The organism is Janthinobacterium salmonicoloratum (assembly GCF_051380845.1).
Lineage (GTDB): Bacteria > Pseudomonadota > Gammaproteobacteria > Burkholderiales > Burkholderiaceae_D > Janthinobacterium > Janthinobacterium lividum_F.
In genome coordinates this window covers 60,547-78,181 of sequence record NZ_JBNYXV010000008.1, presented here as the reverse complement: position 1 = coordinate 78,181, position 17,635 = coordinate 60,547, and the positions used below count along the sequence as shown (strand labels likewise).

General features: G+C 47.6%; 7 protein-coding genes and 2 pseudogenes. 2 read left to right on the top strand and 7 right to left on the bottom strand.

The window, feature by feature from the left end; genetic code table 11:
• Window positions 1-56: 56 nt before the first annotated feature.
• A pseudogene (locus ACQ4WY_RS25615) lies at window positions 57-232 on the bottom strand (IS481 family transposase); the annotation flags it as partial.
• Between the two features lie 249 nt (window positions 233-481).
• On the opposite strand from ACQ4WY_RS25615, the gene ACQ4WY_RS25610 reads away from it, so the two are divergent.
• Window positions 482-4,963, top strand: a complete 4,482-nt coding sequence (locus ACQ4WY_RS25610) for a hypothetical protein (protein ID WP_436506502.1) — start codon at window positions 482-484, stop codon at window positions 4,961-4,963.
• Window positions 4,964-5,205: 242 nt separating this feature from the next.
• Here ACQ4WY_RS25610 and ACQ4WY_RS25605 read toward each other — a convergent pair whose 3' ends face one another.
• The 6 genes and pseudogenes from ACQ4WY_RS25605 to ACQ4WY_RS25580 form a co-directional block, all read right to left on the bottom strand.
• The gene (locus tag ACQ4WY_RS25605; protein ID WP_436506501.1) at window positions 5,206-6,864 is read right to left on the bottom strand and encodes a glycoside hydrolase family 13 protein; all 1,659 of its coding nucleotides are present in this window, start codon (window positions 6,862-6,864) and stop codon (window positions 5,206-5,208) included.
• A 312-nt stretch (window positions 6,865-7,176) separates the two neighbouring features.
• The gene (locus ACQ4WY_RS25600; RefSeq protein ID WP_436506499.1) at window positions 7,177-7,899 is read right to left on the bottom strand and encodes a hypothetical protein; all 723 of its coding nucleotides are present in this window, start codon (window positions 7,897-7,899) and stop codon (window positions 7,177-7,179) included.
• 104 nt (window positions 7,900-8,003) lie between these two features.
• A pseudogene (locus tag ACQ4WY_RS25595) lies at window positions 8,004-8,249 on the bottom strand (IS481 family transposase); the annotation flags it as partial.
• 234 nt (window positions 8,250-8,483) lie between these two features.
• Window positions 8,484-13,280, bottom strand: coding sequence for a calcium-binding protein (locus ACQ4WY_RS25590; protein WP_436506498.1), 4,797 nt, complete (start codon window positions 13,278-13,280; stop codon window positions 8,484-8,486).
• A 48-nt stretch (window positions 13,281-13,328) separates the two neighbouring features.
• Window positions 13,329-14,783 carry an HlyD family type I secretion periplasmic adaptor subunit gene (locus tag ACQ4WY_RS25585; protein WP_436506497.1) on the bottom strand — a complete coding sequence of 485 codons (1,455 nt, stop codon included), beginning with the start codon at window positions 14,781-14,783 and terminating at the stop codon, window positions 13,329-13,331.
• Between the two features lie 32 nt (window positions 14,784-14,815).
• Window positions 14,816-16,912, bottom strand: a complete 2,097-nt coding sequence (locus ACQ4WY_RS25580) for a peptidase domain-containing ABC transporter (protein WP_436506496.1) — start codon at window positions 16,910-16,912, stop codon at window positions 14,816-14,818.
• A 221-nt stretch (window positions 16,913-17,133) separates the two neighbouring features.
• Between ACQ4WY_RS25580 and ACQ4WY_RS25575 the strand changes: the two genes are divergently transcribed.
• Entirely contained in the window at window positions 17,134-17,613 is a 480-nt protein-coding gene (locus ACQ4WY_RS25575) for a hypothetical protein (RefSeq protein ID WP_436506495.1), read from the top strand.
• Window positions 17,614-17,635 lie beyond the last annotated feature (22 nt).

The following is a 17,635-nucleotide window of genomic DNA, read 5'->3' as shown; positions in this document are numbered from 1 at the left end:
CACTAGACACAGCGTATGCATTATTCTTACGGATAGGAATAGCACTGTGCATATGACTAGGTGTCCAGTCCCGTTTGATCATAAGTGCGCTTCACGAATAGGCCCGGCTTCTTGTGTTGCCATTCCTTGAGCGCCTGGATGGCGTTTTTGCGCCGATGGCCCGGTGTGGAATGTGGTGTTTGTAAAGCTTTAAATAGTTGAGCAAGGTCGTTTCCAGATCGGCCTGGCTATCGCCACTAGAGTTGATGGCTGCAGCGACTCGATTCTGACAGATGGCTTTCGCCCCAAGCGGACTTTCGCACAAGCCTGTGACAATGCGTGAGTTTTTCTGATTGGTAACTTGTTATGCTCTTGGGCGGCTAACGGCCAAGAGCGGACTTTACGTAGGTTAACTCTAGCTTCTACTTTGCAGCGTAAGCGATCGCTGGAACGGCGGTCATAGCTGAGTTTGGATAGCGCCGAAAAATAAATGGAGGCAGTGTTGGCGTTGAACTTGGACTTTAGACGTATTCGGGAACATCGAGGAACTCAGAACGGCGGCTTCGAAGAACTCTGCTGTCAGCTGGCAGCCCTGGAAGACCCGGCGGCGGGCTCTCGGTTCATCCGTAAGGGCCCAGGGGCAGACCAAGGGCTCGAGTGCTACCGAGCCTATGCGGACGGTCACGAAGTTGGCTGGCAAGCGAAATACTTCATCGGCGGTTTCGAGGACGGACAAGTAGGTGACCTGGCCGATTCGTTGAAGCGAGCCCTTAGCGCCCATCCACAGCTGACGAAATTCGTCGTGTGCCTGCCCGTTGACCTGCGTGACAACCGGTCGGGCAGGAAGGCCAGCGAAGTTCAGCGCTATGAGAGGTGGCGCAAGAAAGGCGTCAACGACGCAGCAGCCAGCGGGCGCACCATCGAAATCGAACTCTGGAGCGCGTCCAGCGTCGGCGAGCGCCTTGGGCGCGACGACCCCATGTACTCTGGACGGGCACGCTACTGGTTCGATTCGGTCAAGTTCAGCTCGGCTTGGTTCCGCGACAAGCTCGACGTACAGCGCCACAATCTGGGTGAACGCTACAGCCCCGAAAGTCACGTGGAGCTGCCCATCCAGCAGGCCTTGCAAGCGGTGGCTCGCGATCCAGAACTACTCGCGATGCCCGCGACCTGGGCTGCCGAGATTACGTACAAGATGGACGGAGCGTCCGGTAGCTTGTCGCGCGAAAAGCTGTTGACGATTACCGACCGAGTACGACACACCTGCGAACTGCTTCTGCAAAGCCTTGGTGCACCTCCCGCAGCGTTGGAGGCATCGGTGCCGCTGGAGAGCTGGGCGGCCTTAGCGGTCGCAGCCATCGACAGCATCTCCGAAGCACTGGCCGAGGTCCAAGACAAGGTTTCCGACAAGAGCCGTTACCTCCCTCGCAAGGACCTCTTCGACCTCTACTCGGCGGTCGACCGTGTCCGCGATGAGATTGCGAGCGAGCGCTGGCAGCTCATGAACAAGCGGGAACTGGTCATCTCGGGCCCAGGCGGCATCGGCAAATCCCACCTCGTCGCTGACTTCGGACACAAGCAGCTTGAGGCAGCTTGTCCCTTCATCCTGATCCTCAGCGGAAGCCTCACCGATGGGGACCCCTGGGAGCAAATCCGTGGTCAGCTTGATTTGGCCCAAGTCACCAACGTCAACTTCCTCGGCGCGCTCGACGCCGCAGCAGAGGCCGCTGATTGCAGGGCAGTACTGGCCATAGATGCCCTCAACGAGCGACATGGCATCGCGCTTTGGGAGACGCGCTTGTCCGGGTTCATCCGGCTGGTACAGAAGTTCCCTCGGCTGGCACTGGTGTTGACCATTCGCAGCACCTACTTCCGCTTCCTCCCGCTTAAGGAGCTCGCGCGCGTCGTGCATCCCGGTTTCGCAGGCCACGCTGGCGCCGCAGCAAAGGCCTACCTCGACCGACGTGGCATCGCGCGACCCAGCTCTCCGAACCTGGCCAGGGAGTTCGAGAACCCACTGTTCCTTCGAACCTGCTGCGAGTATCTCGACGCCGAGGGTCTGAAGCAACTACCCAAGGGTATGGACGGCGTCACCGCCATCTTCGACTTCTACCTGACCGCAGTGGCGAACAAAGTCCAGAGGGAGCTGAAGCTCATCCCCGAGCTGACGATTCCGCGCAAGGCGTTGGAGCAGTTCCTGGAAGCGTGCGCGGTCCAGGGCGACGGCGGAAGCCTGTCCATGGAAGACACCATCACGCTGCTGGAAAGCGTTCACAGCTCGGGCGGCTATACGGAGCGTAGCCTCTTTTCAGCCTTCCTGTCTGAAGGCGTGCTCACGCAGGACGTCGAGTGGCAGCCAGACGGCTCCCAAGAAGAAATCATCCGATTCACGTTCGAACGATTGTCGGACCACCTACGTGCCAAACGGCTCATCAGCCAGATCGACCGCACAGACGTAGATGGCTCGTTCCGGCGCGCGCCGCTGGCCGCTTACTTCGAGCCGTATGAAAGCTGGCGGTTTGCCGGGGTCATCGAGGCACTGGCAGTGCAACTGCCGGAGGAGTTCAACCTCGAAATCTTCGATGTCTTGTCCGAGGAGGCCATCGACGACCCGTCTCTCCTCGACGCTTTTGAGAGTTCGCTGGCGTGGCGAAGCCCGACGGCGTTCACAAGCCGGACGGCCGGATGGGTAGACAAGCTCTGCGAGGTCACTGGCCGCTCGGCCTACGGCTTGATGCTGCTCGTAAGCACCGAGCCTGAGAATTTGTTCAATGCCAACTGGCTACACAACAAACTGTGGCCGGGTCCAATGCCGCAGAGGGACGCTGTGTGGTCGGTGTTCCTGGCCGTAGATGACCTGGACGAGGGCGGTGCCGTCGCCTCGCTCATCGACTGGGCTTGGGAGGCCGACGCCAGCGAAGTCGACGAGAAATGTCTCCGGCTCGCGACGGTCACGCTGACCTGGTTCTTGTCTACCAGCAACCGGGCCGTTCGTGACCGCGCCACCAAGGCCCTCGTGAACCTCCTGTCCTGTAAGCTCGGTCACGCTGCTGCGCTCGTGGACCAATTTGCCGGCGTCGACGACCCATACATCACAGAACGCCTTCTCGCTGCCTGCTACGGCGCGGCAATGCAGGGCACGGACCGAACACGTTGCGGTGTGCTCGCCGCATCTGTCTGGAAAAACTACTTTACTGAAGGTAAGCAGCCGCCGCTTAACCTCATGGCTCGCGACTACGCCTTTGGTGTCCTACTCTATGCCCAAGCTGCCGGGGAGCTGCCCACGCAGATCAACCTCGATGCATGTAGGGCAAAGTTCAAGTCAGCCTGGCCGCTGGAACCTGTGACGGACGAGGACCTTAATAAGTACCGAGACCGCGGCTACGGCGATTCGATTTGCTCTTCCACGGACCAACACGGTGACTTCGGCAACTACACTTTGCGCAACTGGCTGCACGGCATCATAGACGCGCCGCGCACTCATGCTGGCAGCACTACGAAGGAACTCTTCGAACACTGGCAGGACGCGCTCATGGACAAGGTGACCACCGAGCAGGCAGAAGCCTACCTTGCGCTGCGCCGGCTGACGGTCGATTACCGGCTGCGGCCCATGCGCGGCTCCTTCAGCGCAGCGAGCAGGCGGGAGTCCGAGCGCCTATTGGCCGAGGTCGGGAGAGCCAACGATGTCTTCCAGGAGGCGCTGTCGGAGGCGTTGCGCACCGAATACGCCGAATTCGCCGAGCACTTCCTTCTTGAATCAACGCGGATGAGCGATGACAACAGGCGCCCGCCGGAGCCCGACTATGGCCCTGTACGACGATGGATTTGCGAGCGAGCGCATCAGCTCGGGTGGACCGAGGAGCTCTTCGAGCAGTTCGAGAGGGGCGGTAATATCAGCCACGACCGTATGGGTAAGCATCGAGTGGAGCGCATCGGCAAGAAGTACCAATATATCGCGCTCGCAGAGGCTGCAGCCCGTATGACTGACAACCTCGCGATATGTTCTTGGGGCGACGAAGGCAGGCTCAGGGTATTCGAGCCAGGCCCTCGAGGCCGCGACATGAAGAGAGACCTGGACCCGTCGCTGCTCGTTCGAAGCACCCTCGAAACAGGCTGGCAATCTGCACCGGTCACATGGTGGACTCCATCGGCACCCCGACTACCGTCTGGCGATACCGACCTGCTCCTGGCATGGTTGCACGTAGAGAGCGACCTGTGCAACGAAGTCGGTCAAATCGATGTGACCAGCCCCGACGGCGAACGTTGGCTGACTGTCTACGGTTTTCGTCGCTGGATCGTGCCGGGCCAGGGTCGGCGGACGCATGCGGATGCCTGGTCGCGCATCTGCTGCTTGGTCACCGCTCTAGGCAACGGTCCCCAGCTAGCAAAGGAACTGCTCGGCAGGCACCGTGGCGACGCGTCTCGTTTGTGGGAAAGCGACTCCCTGAGCCCCTTCTTGGGAGAGCATGGGTGGCGCGATACACAGCAAATCGAGCTGGAACAGAACATCAGGGCTGGCATCAAAATACCGTATGCCGGCATCGTGGAATCACTGAACGTTGAAGGCAACGGTAACGACAATTCGGTTGACGACGGTTTCTCGCTCTACCTGCCCTCATCAGGCGTCATCAATATGCTGGATCTGCACCTGCGAAGCGGCAAGGCTCCGGAGTACGTCGACGTCGGCGGCACTCTTCGTTGGCAGGACCCCTCACTGCGTTCGCGCGGGTCAGGAGCTGGCGTCGTATCCAGAGACTACTTCCTGAACAAGCTTGCGAGCGCTGGTCTAGAACCCGTATGGGTGCTGGCCGGCGAGAAGAACGTGTATGCAGGCCAAGATTTTGGCGTCTCTAGAGGTGGATTCGGAGGGAGCCTGTATCACACCACGGCCTTCGCGATGGATGCCGGTACCTTGACGTCATTTGGCACGCGGACTGATTTTCATGCACCCAGCGCAGATCAACTTGATAAGCTGAAGGCCTGATGGGCTATCAGCTACATCGGACCTCGACATCTATGCGTTGCCGCCAATGAGAGCAGGGTGTCGCAAAAGGTACGTAACGCTCTAGTTTCAAAGGGATGGCACATCGAGACCGTCAGCTAACTTCTTGGTTTCCGCATGTACGCAGGCGGCGGAAGCGGTGCAGCCAGCCCAGTGTGCGTTCGACCACCCAGCGCCATTTACTCATGCGATCGCGCGACTCGATGTGATTGCACAACAACGCTTTACCCGCGCCCCGCCTCACACACATAAGCGATAGCAAACGATTCGTATGGCTGCAGGCTGAGGTGGTCGGTCCAGTTGTCACGTTGGGCATAGTTGCTGATCAAGCCTTGCCCGGCAATGCCGTGCAGCATTGCCGGCAGATCCAGTTCGACGTGTTCGCCGGAGAAATTGTTGACGACAACGAGCTGTTGGCTCCCCAAGCTGCGACGGTAGGCGAATACCTGCGGGTGCTGCTCCAGCAATGGCAGGTATTTCCCGTAAACCATGACGTCCCAGTGTTTGCGCAGTGCGATCAGCTTCTGGTAGTGGAAGAAGATCGAATCGGGTTGTTCCAGCGCGGCCGCGACGTTGATCTCGGGGTAGTTGGGATTCAGCTTTAGCCATGGCGTGCCGCCACTGAAGCCGGCGTTGTGTGTGCTGTTCCACTGCATTGGGGTGCGTGCATTGTCCCGCCCGTTGGCGTGGATGCCGGCCATCATCGTCTCCGGTGACACGCCGGCGGCCGTGCGTTCGTGGTAGAGGTTGAGCGATTCGATGTCGCGATAGTCGTCGATGGAATCAAAACGGACATTGGTCATGCCTATTTCCTCGCCTTGATAGACGTAGGGGGTGCCCTTGAGAAAATGTAGCGCGGTGGCCAGCATCTTGGCCGACTCGACTCGGTAACGGCCGGGGTCGCCGTATTTGGATACGGCGCGCGGCAGGTCGTGGTTATTCCAGAACAGCGAATTCCAGCCGGCATCGGCCAGCTCGGTCTGCCATTTACTGATGACCTGCTTGAACTCGATCAGATCGAACGGCCGCGGTTTCCATTTCCCCTCCTTGGTATCGTGGGTCATTGTGATGTGCTCAAACTGGAAGACCATCGACAGCTCCTGACGCGCCGGGTCGGAATACAGCTTGGCGGTCTCCGGGGTGGCGCTCCAAGTCTCGCCCACCGACAATACATCGCGTGCCGCCAAGGTCGCTTGGTGCATTTGCTGCAGCAGCGGGTGCAGTTGTGCGCCGTTGGCGATAATCTGCTGATCGACCTGTTTGCCGATGAGATCGATCACATCCATGCGGAAGCCGCCGATGCCCTTGTCCAACCACCAGTTCATCATGCGATGCACCTCTTCCTGCACCTGCGGATTTTCCCAGTTCAGGTCCGGCTGTCGTTTCGAGAACAGATGGAAGTAATATTCCCCGCTGGCGGCATCGTATTCCCATGCACTCCCGCCAAAAAACGAACGTTGCTGGTCGGGCGGGGAGCCATCGGCGCCTGCATTGCGCCAGATGTAGTAGTCACGGTAGGGGCTATCCTTGGATTTCTTCGCCTCGACGAACCAAGCATGCTCGTCAGAGGTGTGGTTGACCACAAGATCCATCAGGATACGGATGTCGCGCTTGGCCGCCTCTGCGATCAACTGCTCCATCTCGGCCAATGTGCCGAATTCAGCGGCGATATCCTGATAGTCGGAGATGTCATAGCCGTTATCGTCCATCGGCGACCGATACACTGGCGACAGCCAGATCAGGTTGATTCCCAGATGTTGCAGGTAGTCCAGTCTGCCGATGATGCCGGCCAGATCACCGACCCCATCGTGATTGCTGTCTTGAAAACTACGTGGGTAGATCTGATACACGACGGCGTTATGCCACCACTTCTTATCCAACATGATGATCTTTCTCGCTTATTGATTGGCGGGGTAATCACCCCATTTTTAGAGCGCTCTAAAAGTAGAGGTTAAGCGACTATGGCAAGCCTCTGTTTTGGCGTGATGCCGCCAAGTGCCATCTTTGGCCTCTCGTGATGGCAGGTCCACCTCCAGCGCGCAAAATCCTCGATATCAACGCACGCTTCAAGCAGATGATGGGCCAGGCTGTCGTAGCCTACTGTTTCGCTATAGCGCGTGGAAGCAGGCGCTCTACCGCTGGCCCGGTCGGATATAAGTTCCTCCGGTCCGTTACTGATAAGTTCATCGTTATGTTCATGGCGCCAAGCGAAGGAAGAACTCTTTCAATTGCGCATCGAGAACGTCCGTCGGATTTTCGCCATAAGACTTTGCGCGAATAAGATCCTTTATCTCATCATCGGACAGGAACAGTATGAGTTTGTCGGCCTCGATCCAAGCTCGACGTCGAGCCAGCACTGCGGATTGGGATGGTTGGCTGCGACTACACAAAACTCCGAACATGCGCCTGGCCTTTGCATAAAGATACTGCTGGATTGACTCCACTTCACGCTGACGAATGCGCTCTGAGTAGTTCTTGAACTCTGCAATCATGGACCGGGTTGAGCAAATTTGTTTGATCTCCTGCCAAAACGTGTGATCACTTGCTATTGGCAAGACTGCGTCGCGCACATCGAGGCAGTCCTCGCTCCTGCTCTGAACCGAAGGAATGCCTAGGTGAGGAATGAACACGTAGTTTAAGATTTCCACGCATAAGTCTTCAAATTCCCTAAAATTTTCTCTGCCTGGACGCAATACCTCAAGCCTGCTGATTAGCTCCTGTGCTCTTTGGTCTAGGGCCAGTTGCTGTTCAATCGGCCTCCGAGCAGTGGTATGCGCATCGAGTAGAACCTGAAAGTCTCGGTCAATTTCCGGATGGCGGCTCAATAGCTCGTTTAGATGGCGAGAGTCCCAGACCGATATTCCCTCTCGTTGAGCAGAGCTCAACGCCGTACGACGCGCCGTTTTCATGCGGGTCATGTCAGAACTAGAAAAGCATACAGAAGAACAGGGTTGAAGGGTAGATTGGGAGCGCCAAAACCTATCTTCCGTAGATAGGCATACGGGCACGACAGATGGACATCTGGCAGGCGGAGCAACTGGAGTAGTGACAACACGCTGCTGCTCTCCTGCGTCGCTGTTACCAGCGTATGCAGCGTATGGGCTCGGCACAAACTGTTTGGTACATCGTCCCGCTTGAGCCACTTGGCGGCTGCGGTGCAGCTAATATCGAAGAACTCGGCGGCCTAGCGGTCGGACAGGCCTGAGTCCTTGATTTCCTGGCGGATTTTCGAGGTGGGGCTGGCTTGAGGATGAATGCGTGAGCTCATAGACCGAAGTTTATGCGATGTGCTGCAACCGGTGGGACGATCTCGGTGACAAACCGCCGAGCAACTCGCCGAGCACGGCTCTGGCACGGAACAGGGCCATGCTGCGATGAGGAATATGATCACACGAAACTAAACACTTAACCTCTACTTTTAGCACGATCTAAAAATGGGGGGATTACCATGGTACGTGGCTAAATCATGAATGATATGGTTTAGCCACGTTGATCGCAGATATTAGCGAAGCTTTCCAAATTTTTCGTCCTGCAATACACTGTGGATGGTATTCGGGGATAGTCCATTCCCGTTTCCGCCATAGGCATAAAATGTTGCTATTTCACCGCCTAGTAATGTTGTCAGATCACCCTGTGCTGGATTCTCACTTAAAGCTTGCGATAATTTCCACTCATCATTCATCTCGCTTCCATGCCGTGACGCATTGAAATAATTGACGATGCCCTGAAAATCATAAATCATCATGCTGTCTTTCCCCAGCGAAGCGGCTGGCTGGGAGACTCCTTTTGATTCAGAAAAAATTTGAAGATGTTTTATATTTGTATTTAATGAGCTAGAATCATACCAGTTTTTAAAAGTTATTTTTTCTTGTTCGCCAACAATAAAAATAAGATCTCTCTCGTCCTTTTTGAAAGCAAGCTTGTTAATATCGGTTGTGGCACCTAGAGAAACAGTTTTTTCGCCACCAATCGAAAAAATCGTGTCATTCCCATCGCCAATATTAAACGAAATCACATCATCGCCATCGCCAGCATATAAGATGTCATCACCAGCCCCCCCGTATAAAAACTCCGCAGCGCCGCTTCCTTGCAAAATATCATTTCCACTGCCACCATCTAGCAAAGACTGCCCTAATTGATTAGTCAATACGTCGCTGCCAGCCCCTCCAAAAATTGCGTTTCCAATGCCTCCGACGATGGAAATGTTATCGTCTCCGTCATTCCCAGCAAACACGTTGGCATTCCCGCCCCCGAATAATATGGTGTCGTTTCCAGAATTTCCACTAATGGTATTTTCATCGCCGCTAGATAAATTAATCGAGTCATCCCCTTCACCGGCATCCAAATAGTTTGTATTTCCTGAGAAACTAATTTGATCGGATCCAGATCCAGCATATATAAAATTTCTCTCACCGGATCCGTCAATTGTATCGTTGCCTGAACCGCCTTCAACCTTGGAATTGGCACCATAAATTACAATATGATCGTCACCTGAGCCGCCATTTATATTTGTACTTCCTGAATAGCTTTCTAATAAGTCATTTCCGTCGCCACCATTTATGACATTATTCTTGCCAGAATACACCGTGATGTGATCGACGCCATCGCCACCATCAATGCTGGCATCATTCATATGCACTATAATAGTGTCGTTACCGGATCCCGAATTAACAACGCTATTTTTCCCTGATAAAATATTTATCGTATCGTCATCATCCCCAGAAGAAATGACATCTCCATTTGACTGTGAAACGTTGATCAAGTTACTGCCATTTCCAGCGTTTAGAATACTATTTTCCGAAGAAACAATGTTGAAATTATCGTTACCATCGCCACCAAATAGAAACGAACCAGTAATTTTATTATTTATGATAAACGTATCATCTCCATCGTCCCCGTTTATAGTACTTTCCATAACCGTACCAGATAAAATAATTTGATCATTACCAGCACCGCCGCTGAACGAAGCTTGTACTAAGTTGCTCGCAATTATCACATCATCACCGTTCTCACCATTAATGATGGAATCTATGCTATTATCATTTATAAGTTGATCATTCCCGTCTCCACCGAACATCACGCTATTTTCAGTGCCTATCATCGTATCATTACCAGCTAGTCCTGACATCTCCGTGCCATAGTCGACAAAAAGCGTATCATTACCACTCGTAGGAATGGCTGGAGCCGGAACACTTCTTACAATATCTTCGAAGCGTAAAATGCTACCGTTATGAAATCTAATTTCGGCGCCATTTTTCGATTTCTTATTCGAAAAATAATTTGTTATCGTTACAGAACTATTACTATCAGTGTCTGTCAATAAAAGATTGAAGCCGTTCCTGCCAATAGCAATGTCCTTTACTTCAACACCTTCTGCATACCTTAATACGTCCTGGTCACTGCTTCCCGCCTGCCAGTCAGCAATCATATCGTTTCCACTGTTGGCGCCGATAAAAAACGTATCATTGCCTAATCCACCATAAAGAACATTATCACCGGATCCTCCATTTAACCAATCATTCCCCTCATCTCCATATAAAATATCGTTTCCAGAAAAACCCAGAAGTGTGTCATCCCCATCTAATCCATGAGCCACTATTGCACTCAAACTAGATTTTCCGCTAATTATATCATTGCCGTTGGTCGCCAAAGAACTTAGGTCATGATTCTCTAAATTCGGTATCCATTCGCTACCATCAGAAAATTCAATCTCGTATTTGTACCAACGATTGGTGAACCAATTTTCAATAGTTATACTATCACTCGTTCCTACAAGAGAAACTTTCAAATCAACACCTTCTCTTGATAAATTTACATTATCTTTAGTGCGGTCTCCTGTTAGTTTTATTCTTATATCTCCTGCTACCTTGCTGGCGACCATATCTATACCATCCCCATCAGTAAAAACGATAGTATCGCTTCCTCCTCCTGCGTAGATTATATTATTTCCGGGGGATGCATTAATAAGATTATCGTTATTATCTCCCACTATACCTGTCAAATTTTCACGTCCATCTCGGAACCTGTCCTCAGCGTCGCGAACTATCAGAGCGCCGTTGTCATCCCATACGTTAGTTTTCCAGTTATATCCGTCCAAGTACCTTGTTGATATCTTATTTCCGTTAGCATCAACACGAACTGTTTCGCCACCGACATTTTGAATTTCTCTGGTTCCATCTGCGTAATAAGTTACATTGCCATCTTTATACTTTATCCAACTATAGGTGATACCATTTTGTCCAAATGGATCATCTTTTGTAACTTCAACAACAGACACGTCATAGTAATTACTGCCACTCCTTTGATATATGAATCCATTATCTCCAATATTTTTTATACCGTACTGACCTTCTCTGCTAAATGTGTAATCCTCAATTGAGTCTGGATCTAAAGAATTTTTCAACGCAGACAATTGATTCTTATACAGCTCCTGTTCGACGCCGGCTGTTCTAATAGATGTGTAATCCTCATAGAATCTTATGTCACCGTTTCTGTAGCTTAGCGAAGATATAAGACCCGTTTCCTTATCTTTCTTTAGGTAAATAAACGGGACCGAGTAATCTTCTCCATCTTTAGGGAATATTGTGACATAACCGATGTCTGTAAATAACGCATTTTTAAATATAAAAGATGGAGTTGAAATATATTCGGTATATGTCGTTTTATCGCCCATGGTCGATGAATATGATGTTTTCTTCCCATCAAAAGTCCAACTAGTAATAAATTCTTGAAGTGGCCCCCCTCCGGCTGGAAATGCCCAACCGTTAAGTTGTCCAGTTGCTGTTCCGTCAACATTATATGTCCAGTTATTAAAGGTACCATCTGGCGATATAGTTTGCTGGCTAATTTTTCCATCTTTTCTGGTAACAATTACATCCCGAATCATGTAAACGTCATCTTTCGGAACGCTAATAGCTCCTGATGCCGTAAAATTTAGATTTTCTTGCAAATCCAATTTGGATTGATAATCGCCGATTTTTGTCTCAATATATATATTACCTAAGCGATCACCGGTCATTTTTGTTTGATTATCAAGTCCATTTTCGTTTTCTATCTCTATTTTGAACTTTTTATCTGTATCAAATTCGGTACTCACAGTAGTTAACTTTTCGCCTTGAAAAGTATATTTTGATGAAAATGAAGAGTTATCCCCTGCACTAAAAGAGGACAATTTTTCCCCTTTGAACTTATTAGTAGATGAAAATGATTCTGGAGATTGAGTCACTGACGTAGTTTTCTTGCCATCAGCGCTAGAACTTTCAGTCGTTACTTTTCCTTGACTATCGACTCTGCTACGTCTTGTTTCTCCTGTGATAGGAGACCATGTAGCGACTTCTGAACCATCAGCTGAGGTGGTAACGGTCATTGTTCCGGTCACGGCCCTTTTTTTATCATGCGCTATTAATATAAAGTTTCGACCGTCTTCGCTTACAGTAATATCAGTAGGGAGCACCCCATCGGGCCAGGGAATATTCTTTTTCGTGAATAGCTCATTCATAACGGCATTTGCGGCCGGAATAAGCTCATTATCAATACTTCTAACGTTTAAAACGCCGAGACCAGCATCATATGCACTGTTCAGATCTTGATTTGCCGCAGCAATTTGTCGTGCTCGCGCAGAGTCATATGCGCGCATATTGGCACTACCACCAACCGCTTCGTCCTTATGTTTCGAGTACATTTTCATGACCTCGATTGCATCATTGTATGTAACTTTATTCTCGTCGTTATAAAGGGAAAAAAAGGCACTATCAAGATATCGACGCTTATGAAGCTCATTTTTATGAACATAACGAAGCTGAAACCAAGATTCTGCCCTCGCCCTGGCGGGATTTCCGATATGGGCCGCTTCGCCCAACTTTGGACCTATTACCCCGTTAAAGGCAGCGGAGGTAGCTGCCAGTAGCTCGTTGCTGAACGGCAACCCTGTTATACGGATCGCAGTGGCTACATAGGATTTAGCAATTGTTGTGAAAGCAGTCAACATTTGGTCGGAATCCATTAAGAATGGCTTACCGTAAATTTCTTCAAAATTGGAACTTAAATCTTTATTAACTTTTCCTGTCGTATCTTTTATCACCGCCTCGAGCGCAGCAATCGTTTTTTTGCTGGTAATATCCATTGCAGCAAATACCGCATTTCTCACCGCTTCAACTTTAAGATTAAAACCAACGCCGATAGTCGGCACACCCACTGTATCACCGTATGGGTTTGTTTTCGCTCCTTCAACGATTTTGAAGTACTCAAAAAGTCGTGAATAAAATAATTTTTCCGAAATTTCTTTAACCTGTACGCTCATGTTCTCTCCAAATTAATAAAAATTAATATTAAAATATGTAGCTTCTATCTAACGTTCACGTCCTGCCTCAAGTGAGATTTTTTTGATCGGCGAAATAAAATATTCATAGACTCTTCGATGGCCCTGATTTATCTCGGCAATCACTCGCATCCCCGCTTTAATCTCCATGCCCATACCATCCGTGCTAGACATTCTCTGATCACTTAGGGCGATACGTGCTCTATAAATTGACGTAGAATTGGAAGGGATTTCTCCCGTATCGCCGGCTGCTGACTCAGCTGATGACTGACCTAACATTCGATTAGAGTTTGCATTTTCATTCGCGTCTTTGCTTAAACGTATCACTGTACCTGTAAGCAATCCATATTTTTGAAACGGGTAGGCAATTATTTTTACTTGTGCATTTTGCCCCATTTTTACGAACCCAATATCATTGTTCATAATCTCAACATCCGCATATAAATCTTCCTCGTCTGGAATCAATGTCATCATTACCGAACCTGGCTGAATTACCGCACCTATTGTTGTTGTTGCAAGATTTTTTATCACTCCAGATTGGGGGGCTTTTAGTTCTAGTAGTTCGTTCCGAAATCTATTTTTCTTCAAGTTAGCTTCAATCTGATTTTTTTTTACTCTGATTTCAGCAATTTCGTTTTCTGACGCATTTCTATAGCTACTTCGAATTTGTTTAATTTTATTAACTTGGGATTCTATTCCCTCGTCCAACGCTGAAATAGTGGAGTTTTGTACGTCCAAATCGCGTGACTTTTCGATTGTTTCCCGCATTTTTTCTGCTGCAATTAAGTGTCCCATATATCCATCCCTCTCCAATTTTTCGTAAGCTGATGAAATCTTCGAATAGATAGGTAATGTTTGCTCAATTTTATTTTTTTGCTCAATAGCAGCTTTTCGCTCGTTGATCAACTTTTTAAAAATCGCTTCTTCCAGCGCGATATTATCTTTATATGCTGACACTTTGGATAAAAACTGATTGTTCACCCAAGTATATCGCTCCAAATTTTCATTCGGTAAATAGGCCAAATTTTTTCCCGCTAACTCGGCTTCAATACGTCGGATTTGCAAATTTTGGTTTGCTAAGTCATTGCTTAATTCCAAATACTCCGCCTGAATGATTGTAGGATCCAATCTGGCTAATACGTCACCTTTTTTAACTTTCTCCCCTTCGACGAATAAAATTTCCTTCAATATTCCTGTTTCTACAGGTTGTACGATTTTAACCAAGGTTTTTGAAACTAGCTTTCCTTCAGCAACCACGACGATATCTAATTTTCCGAAAATTGACCACAATATCAATAAAAAGACTAACAACATAACTAACCATAAGACAATTCGGAAATTTGAACTCGGCTCGTCTTCCTTCATTAAGGAAAGAGGGTCGTGAAGTTTTGATCTAATGATTTTAAGAAGATCTTCTTTAACAATAGAGTTAGCTCCAACTATTTCAGATTCTTTTAGTTTTTTTTCATGCATTTCATTATTCATGTGGCTAAAAATTTTCTAAATTTATACTAGTCTTACAATTGAAATATTCTATCTACGGATATTCCCTTAGGGAGGCCATGAGTTATGAATAAAATTGTAACCTTTCCTTTTAAATTGTTAATTGTCCTTGAGAAGTTTTCAGCTGTCTCGCTATCTAAAGCACTAGTAGCTTCATCGAAAATTAGAATTGACGGGCGCTTTAAAAGAGCGCGAGCAATCGCAATCCGCTGCTTTTGTCCACCAGAAAGCCCCGCACCGCGCTCACCGATTTCGGTTTGATATCCTTTTGGCAGCCCTTCGATTGTAGAATGTATTTCGGCCATTTTACATGCTGCAATTACTTGCTCTAAATTGCAGCGAGGATTAGCGATGGACAAATTTTCAAAAATTGTTCCCGAAAACAGTGTCGTTTCTTGGGGGACAACCCCGAAATTATTCCTAAGTTCATTTACAGACAGATGTACAATGTCGATATCATCTATTTTTATTGAACCGGATGTCGGTCGATAAAATCCCAACATTATTTTCGCAAGTGTACTTTTACCTGAGCCTGACGGCCCCATCACTGCAATCATTTCTCCAGGTAAAATGTTAAAACTCAAATTTTCATATAAAAGAGGGCTTTTTTTATTGTATTTAAAAGAAATTCCTCTTATTTGAATCGCACCTTTTTTTCGCCCTGAACGAGCCGGTGTGGTGGAATAGTGCTCTGTCGGTGCGTCCATAAGATCCCCAAGTCGTTTGATAGATAACGATGCTTGTTGAAATTGTTGCCATAAACCAACTAATTTTAGCATTGGTTGAGATAATTTAGAGGCGAACATTTGAAACGCGATCAACATTCCAATTGTAAAATCAGCGTTATTCATCACGGTATAAGCTCCCAGTCCTAATATTGCTAAGGTCATTAGCTGCTCAAGTAGATTAGCTGACGTATTGTAGGTATTAGCCAGTTGCTTCATCGAAAAACTGGCGGAAAGGTAACTACTTAAGTAATTGGAGTATTTTGAGCCGAGCTGCGACTCTAATTGCAAGGATTTCACAGTTTCCATTCCAGAAATATATTCTGTTAAAAATGCTTGATTACGAGCTCCAAGTTGAAATTGCAATTGTAATTTTTTTTGGAATAATGGACTCGTTAGAAGACTTATTAGTACAATTAACAGCAAGATAGCTACAACAATAATAGTTAACTTAATACTATAATAGAACATAATTGCTGCAAATATTATCAAAAATGGCAAGTCAAGCATTAGTGTTATTGCTGCACTGGAAATAAATTCCCGTATTGTCTCAATCCCGTGAAGACGCGCTGCTATTACCCCGGTTGGTCTTGATTGAAAGTAGTTAGGAGGGAGCTTTAATAGATGGTCAAATACTTCAGTCCCGAGCATTGCATCAACTTTATTTCCGGTGTGAAGTATTAAATATTGTCTTACCCATGAGATAATAGCGCTAAAGAACATAAAAATCGTCATGCCTACGAGCACAACAATTAGCGTGCTTTGGGTCCGGTGAACAATCACTTTATCTATGATTGTTTGAGTAAACAGTGGTGTGGCCAATGCAATAATTTGTATTACTAAAGAAGCTAATAATATTTCTTTCCATATTTTTTTATGTCTTAGTAACTCTGGCAAAAACCAAGAAAATCCGAATTTCGCATCTTGGCTGTTTTCGCTTTCTATATTTGTTGATAGAACCTTATTGAAGAATAAGATATTTTTATTTTCTATTTTAATATATTTTTTATCGACTATGAATGTCTCTTTATTTCCTGGTGCCGCTATTAATGCTTGCTCATCGATTATATTTAATACCAATATAACCTCATGATTATCGATTTCATCGTACTCCTCTAATTCAATTTGTTTTAGCACCGTCTTATTTATGTTAATTAGCAAACATGGAAATTTAAGCTTGTGGATTTCTATTTTTACTCCTGAAATACCGTTAATTTCTAGACCAATATCTGCGCCACACTTTAGAATTTTTTCCATGTTGTAAGGAGCAGCCGAAATGTTTTCTACAATTTCCTCTGAGAATGGATGATTATGGAGGGCGCACATCGCTTGAATGGCCCACAGAAAACTAACGTGACTAATCTCTGATTTTGTAATTTTTTCCATGATTTCAATTTGACATATTTGTCGCGATTTTATATTGTTTTGAGTCTTAAATTCTATCCAAATGTCACATCTATCAACCAGCAATGTGTGATTTTCTTAATACGTTATCACACCATTGTTTTTTTCTATAATTTGTGATAGGTTTCATATAAAATTTTTCTTTAATATTAAATTTAATGAAATTAAATAGCTATTTTAATATCTTTCTTTGGGAGTTTCACATGGGAATTATAATAATCGTATATTTCTTATTTTCATCGAATGCTTATTCAGCATTCTCCTCTTGTGTTGATAAAAAAGAATGCTGGCCTGAAGATAGTGCCAACTATATTTCTTTGCAAACAGCTGAAGATATTGCGAAAATTGAAAAGGAGATTCAGACAGCTGCGGCAAATTTGACGAAGAAAATGGCAAGTTTTGAGGATGATCACGATTTCATGATTGACGTAGTAATACCTGCTTTTCTTTTACAGCAGAGTGAAGGGAATAGATATGTAAAATACAAATGTGGTTTGACTGGCGTGATTTCTCAGGCTGGAGGCTCATGGCCGAGTGCACATATTTTGGAATGCGAACTTAATGAAAAGCGAACTCAGTTGGAAGGGCTTATTGCTACGGCCCAGTGTATCGATCGATTTCGGATGCCGAGCGAATTTATTGATAAAAGAAATTGCCTAAATAGGATAATTGGAGATAAATAATTTCACTAACATCTATTTCATA

Coding starts and splice junctions, on each gene's coding strand:
- ACQ4WY_RS25580 (WP_436506496.1), bottom strand. CDS start 16,912: ATGGAAAAAATTACAAAATCAGAGATTAGTCACGTTAGTTTTCTGTGG.
- ACQ4WY_RS25575 (WP_436506495.1), top strand. CDS start 17,134: ATGGGAATTATAATAATCGTATATTTCTTATTTTCATCGAATGCTTAT.
- ACQ4WY_RS25605 (WP_436506501.1), bottom strand. CDS start 6,864: ATGTTGGATAAGAAGTGGTGGCATAACGCCGTCGTGTATCAGATCTAC.
- ACQ4WY_RS25585 (WP_436506497.1), bottom strand. CDS start 14,783: ATGAATAATGAAATGCATGAAAAAAAACTAAAAGAATCTGAAATAGTT.
- ACQ4WY_RS25590 (WP_436506498.1), bottom strand. CDS start 13,280: ATGAGCGTACAGGTTAAAGAAATTTCGGAAAAATTATTTTATTCACGA.
- ACQ4WY_RS25600 (WP_436506499.1), bottom strand. CDS start 7,899: ATGACCCGCATGAAAACGGCGCGTCGTACGGCGTTGAGCTCTGCTCAA.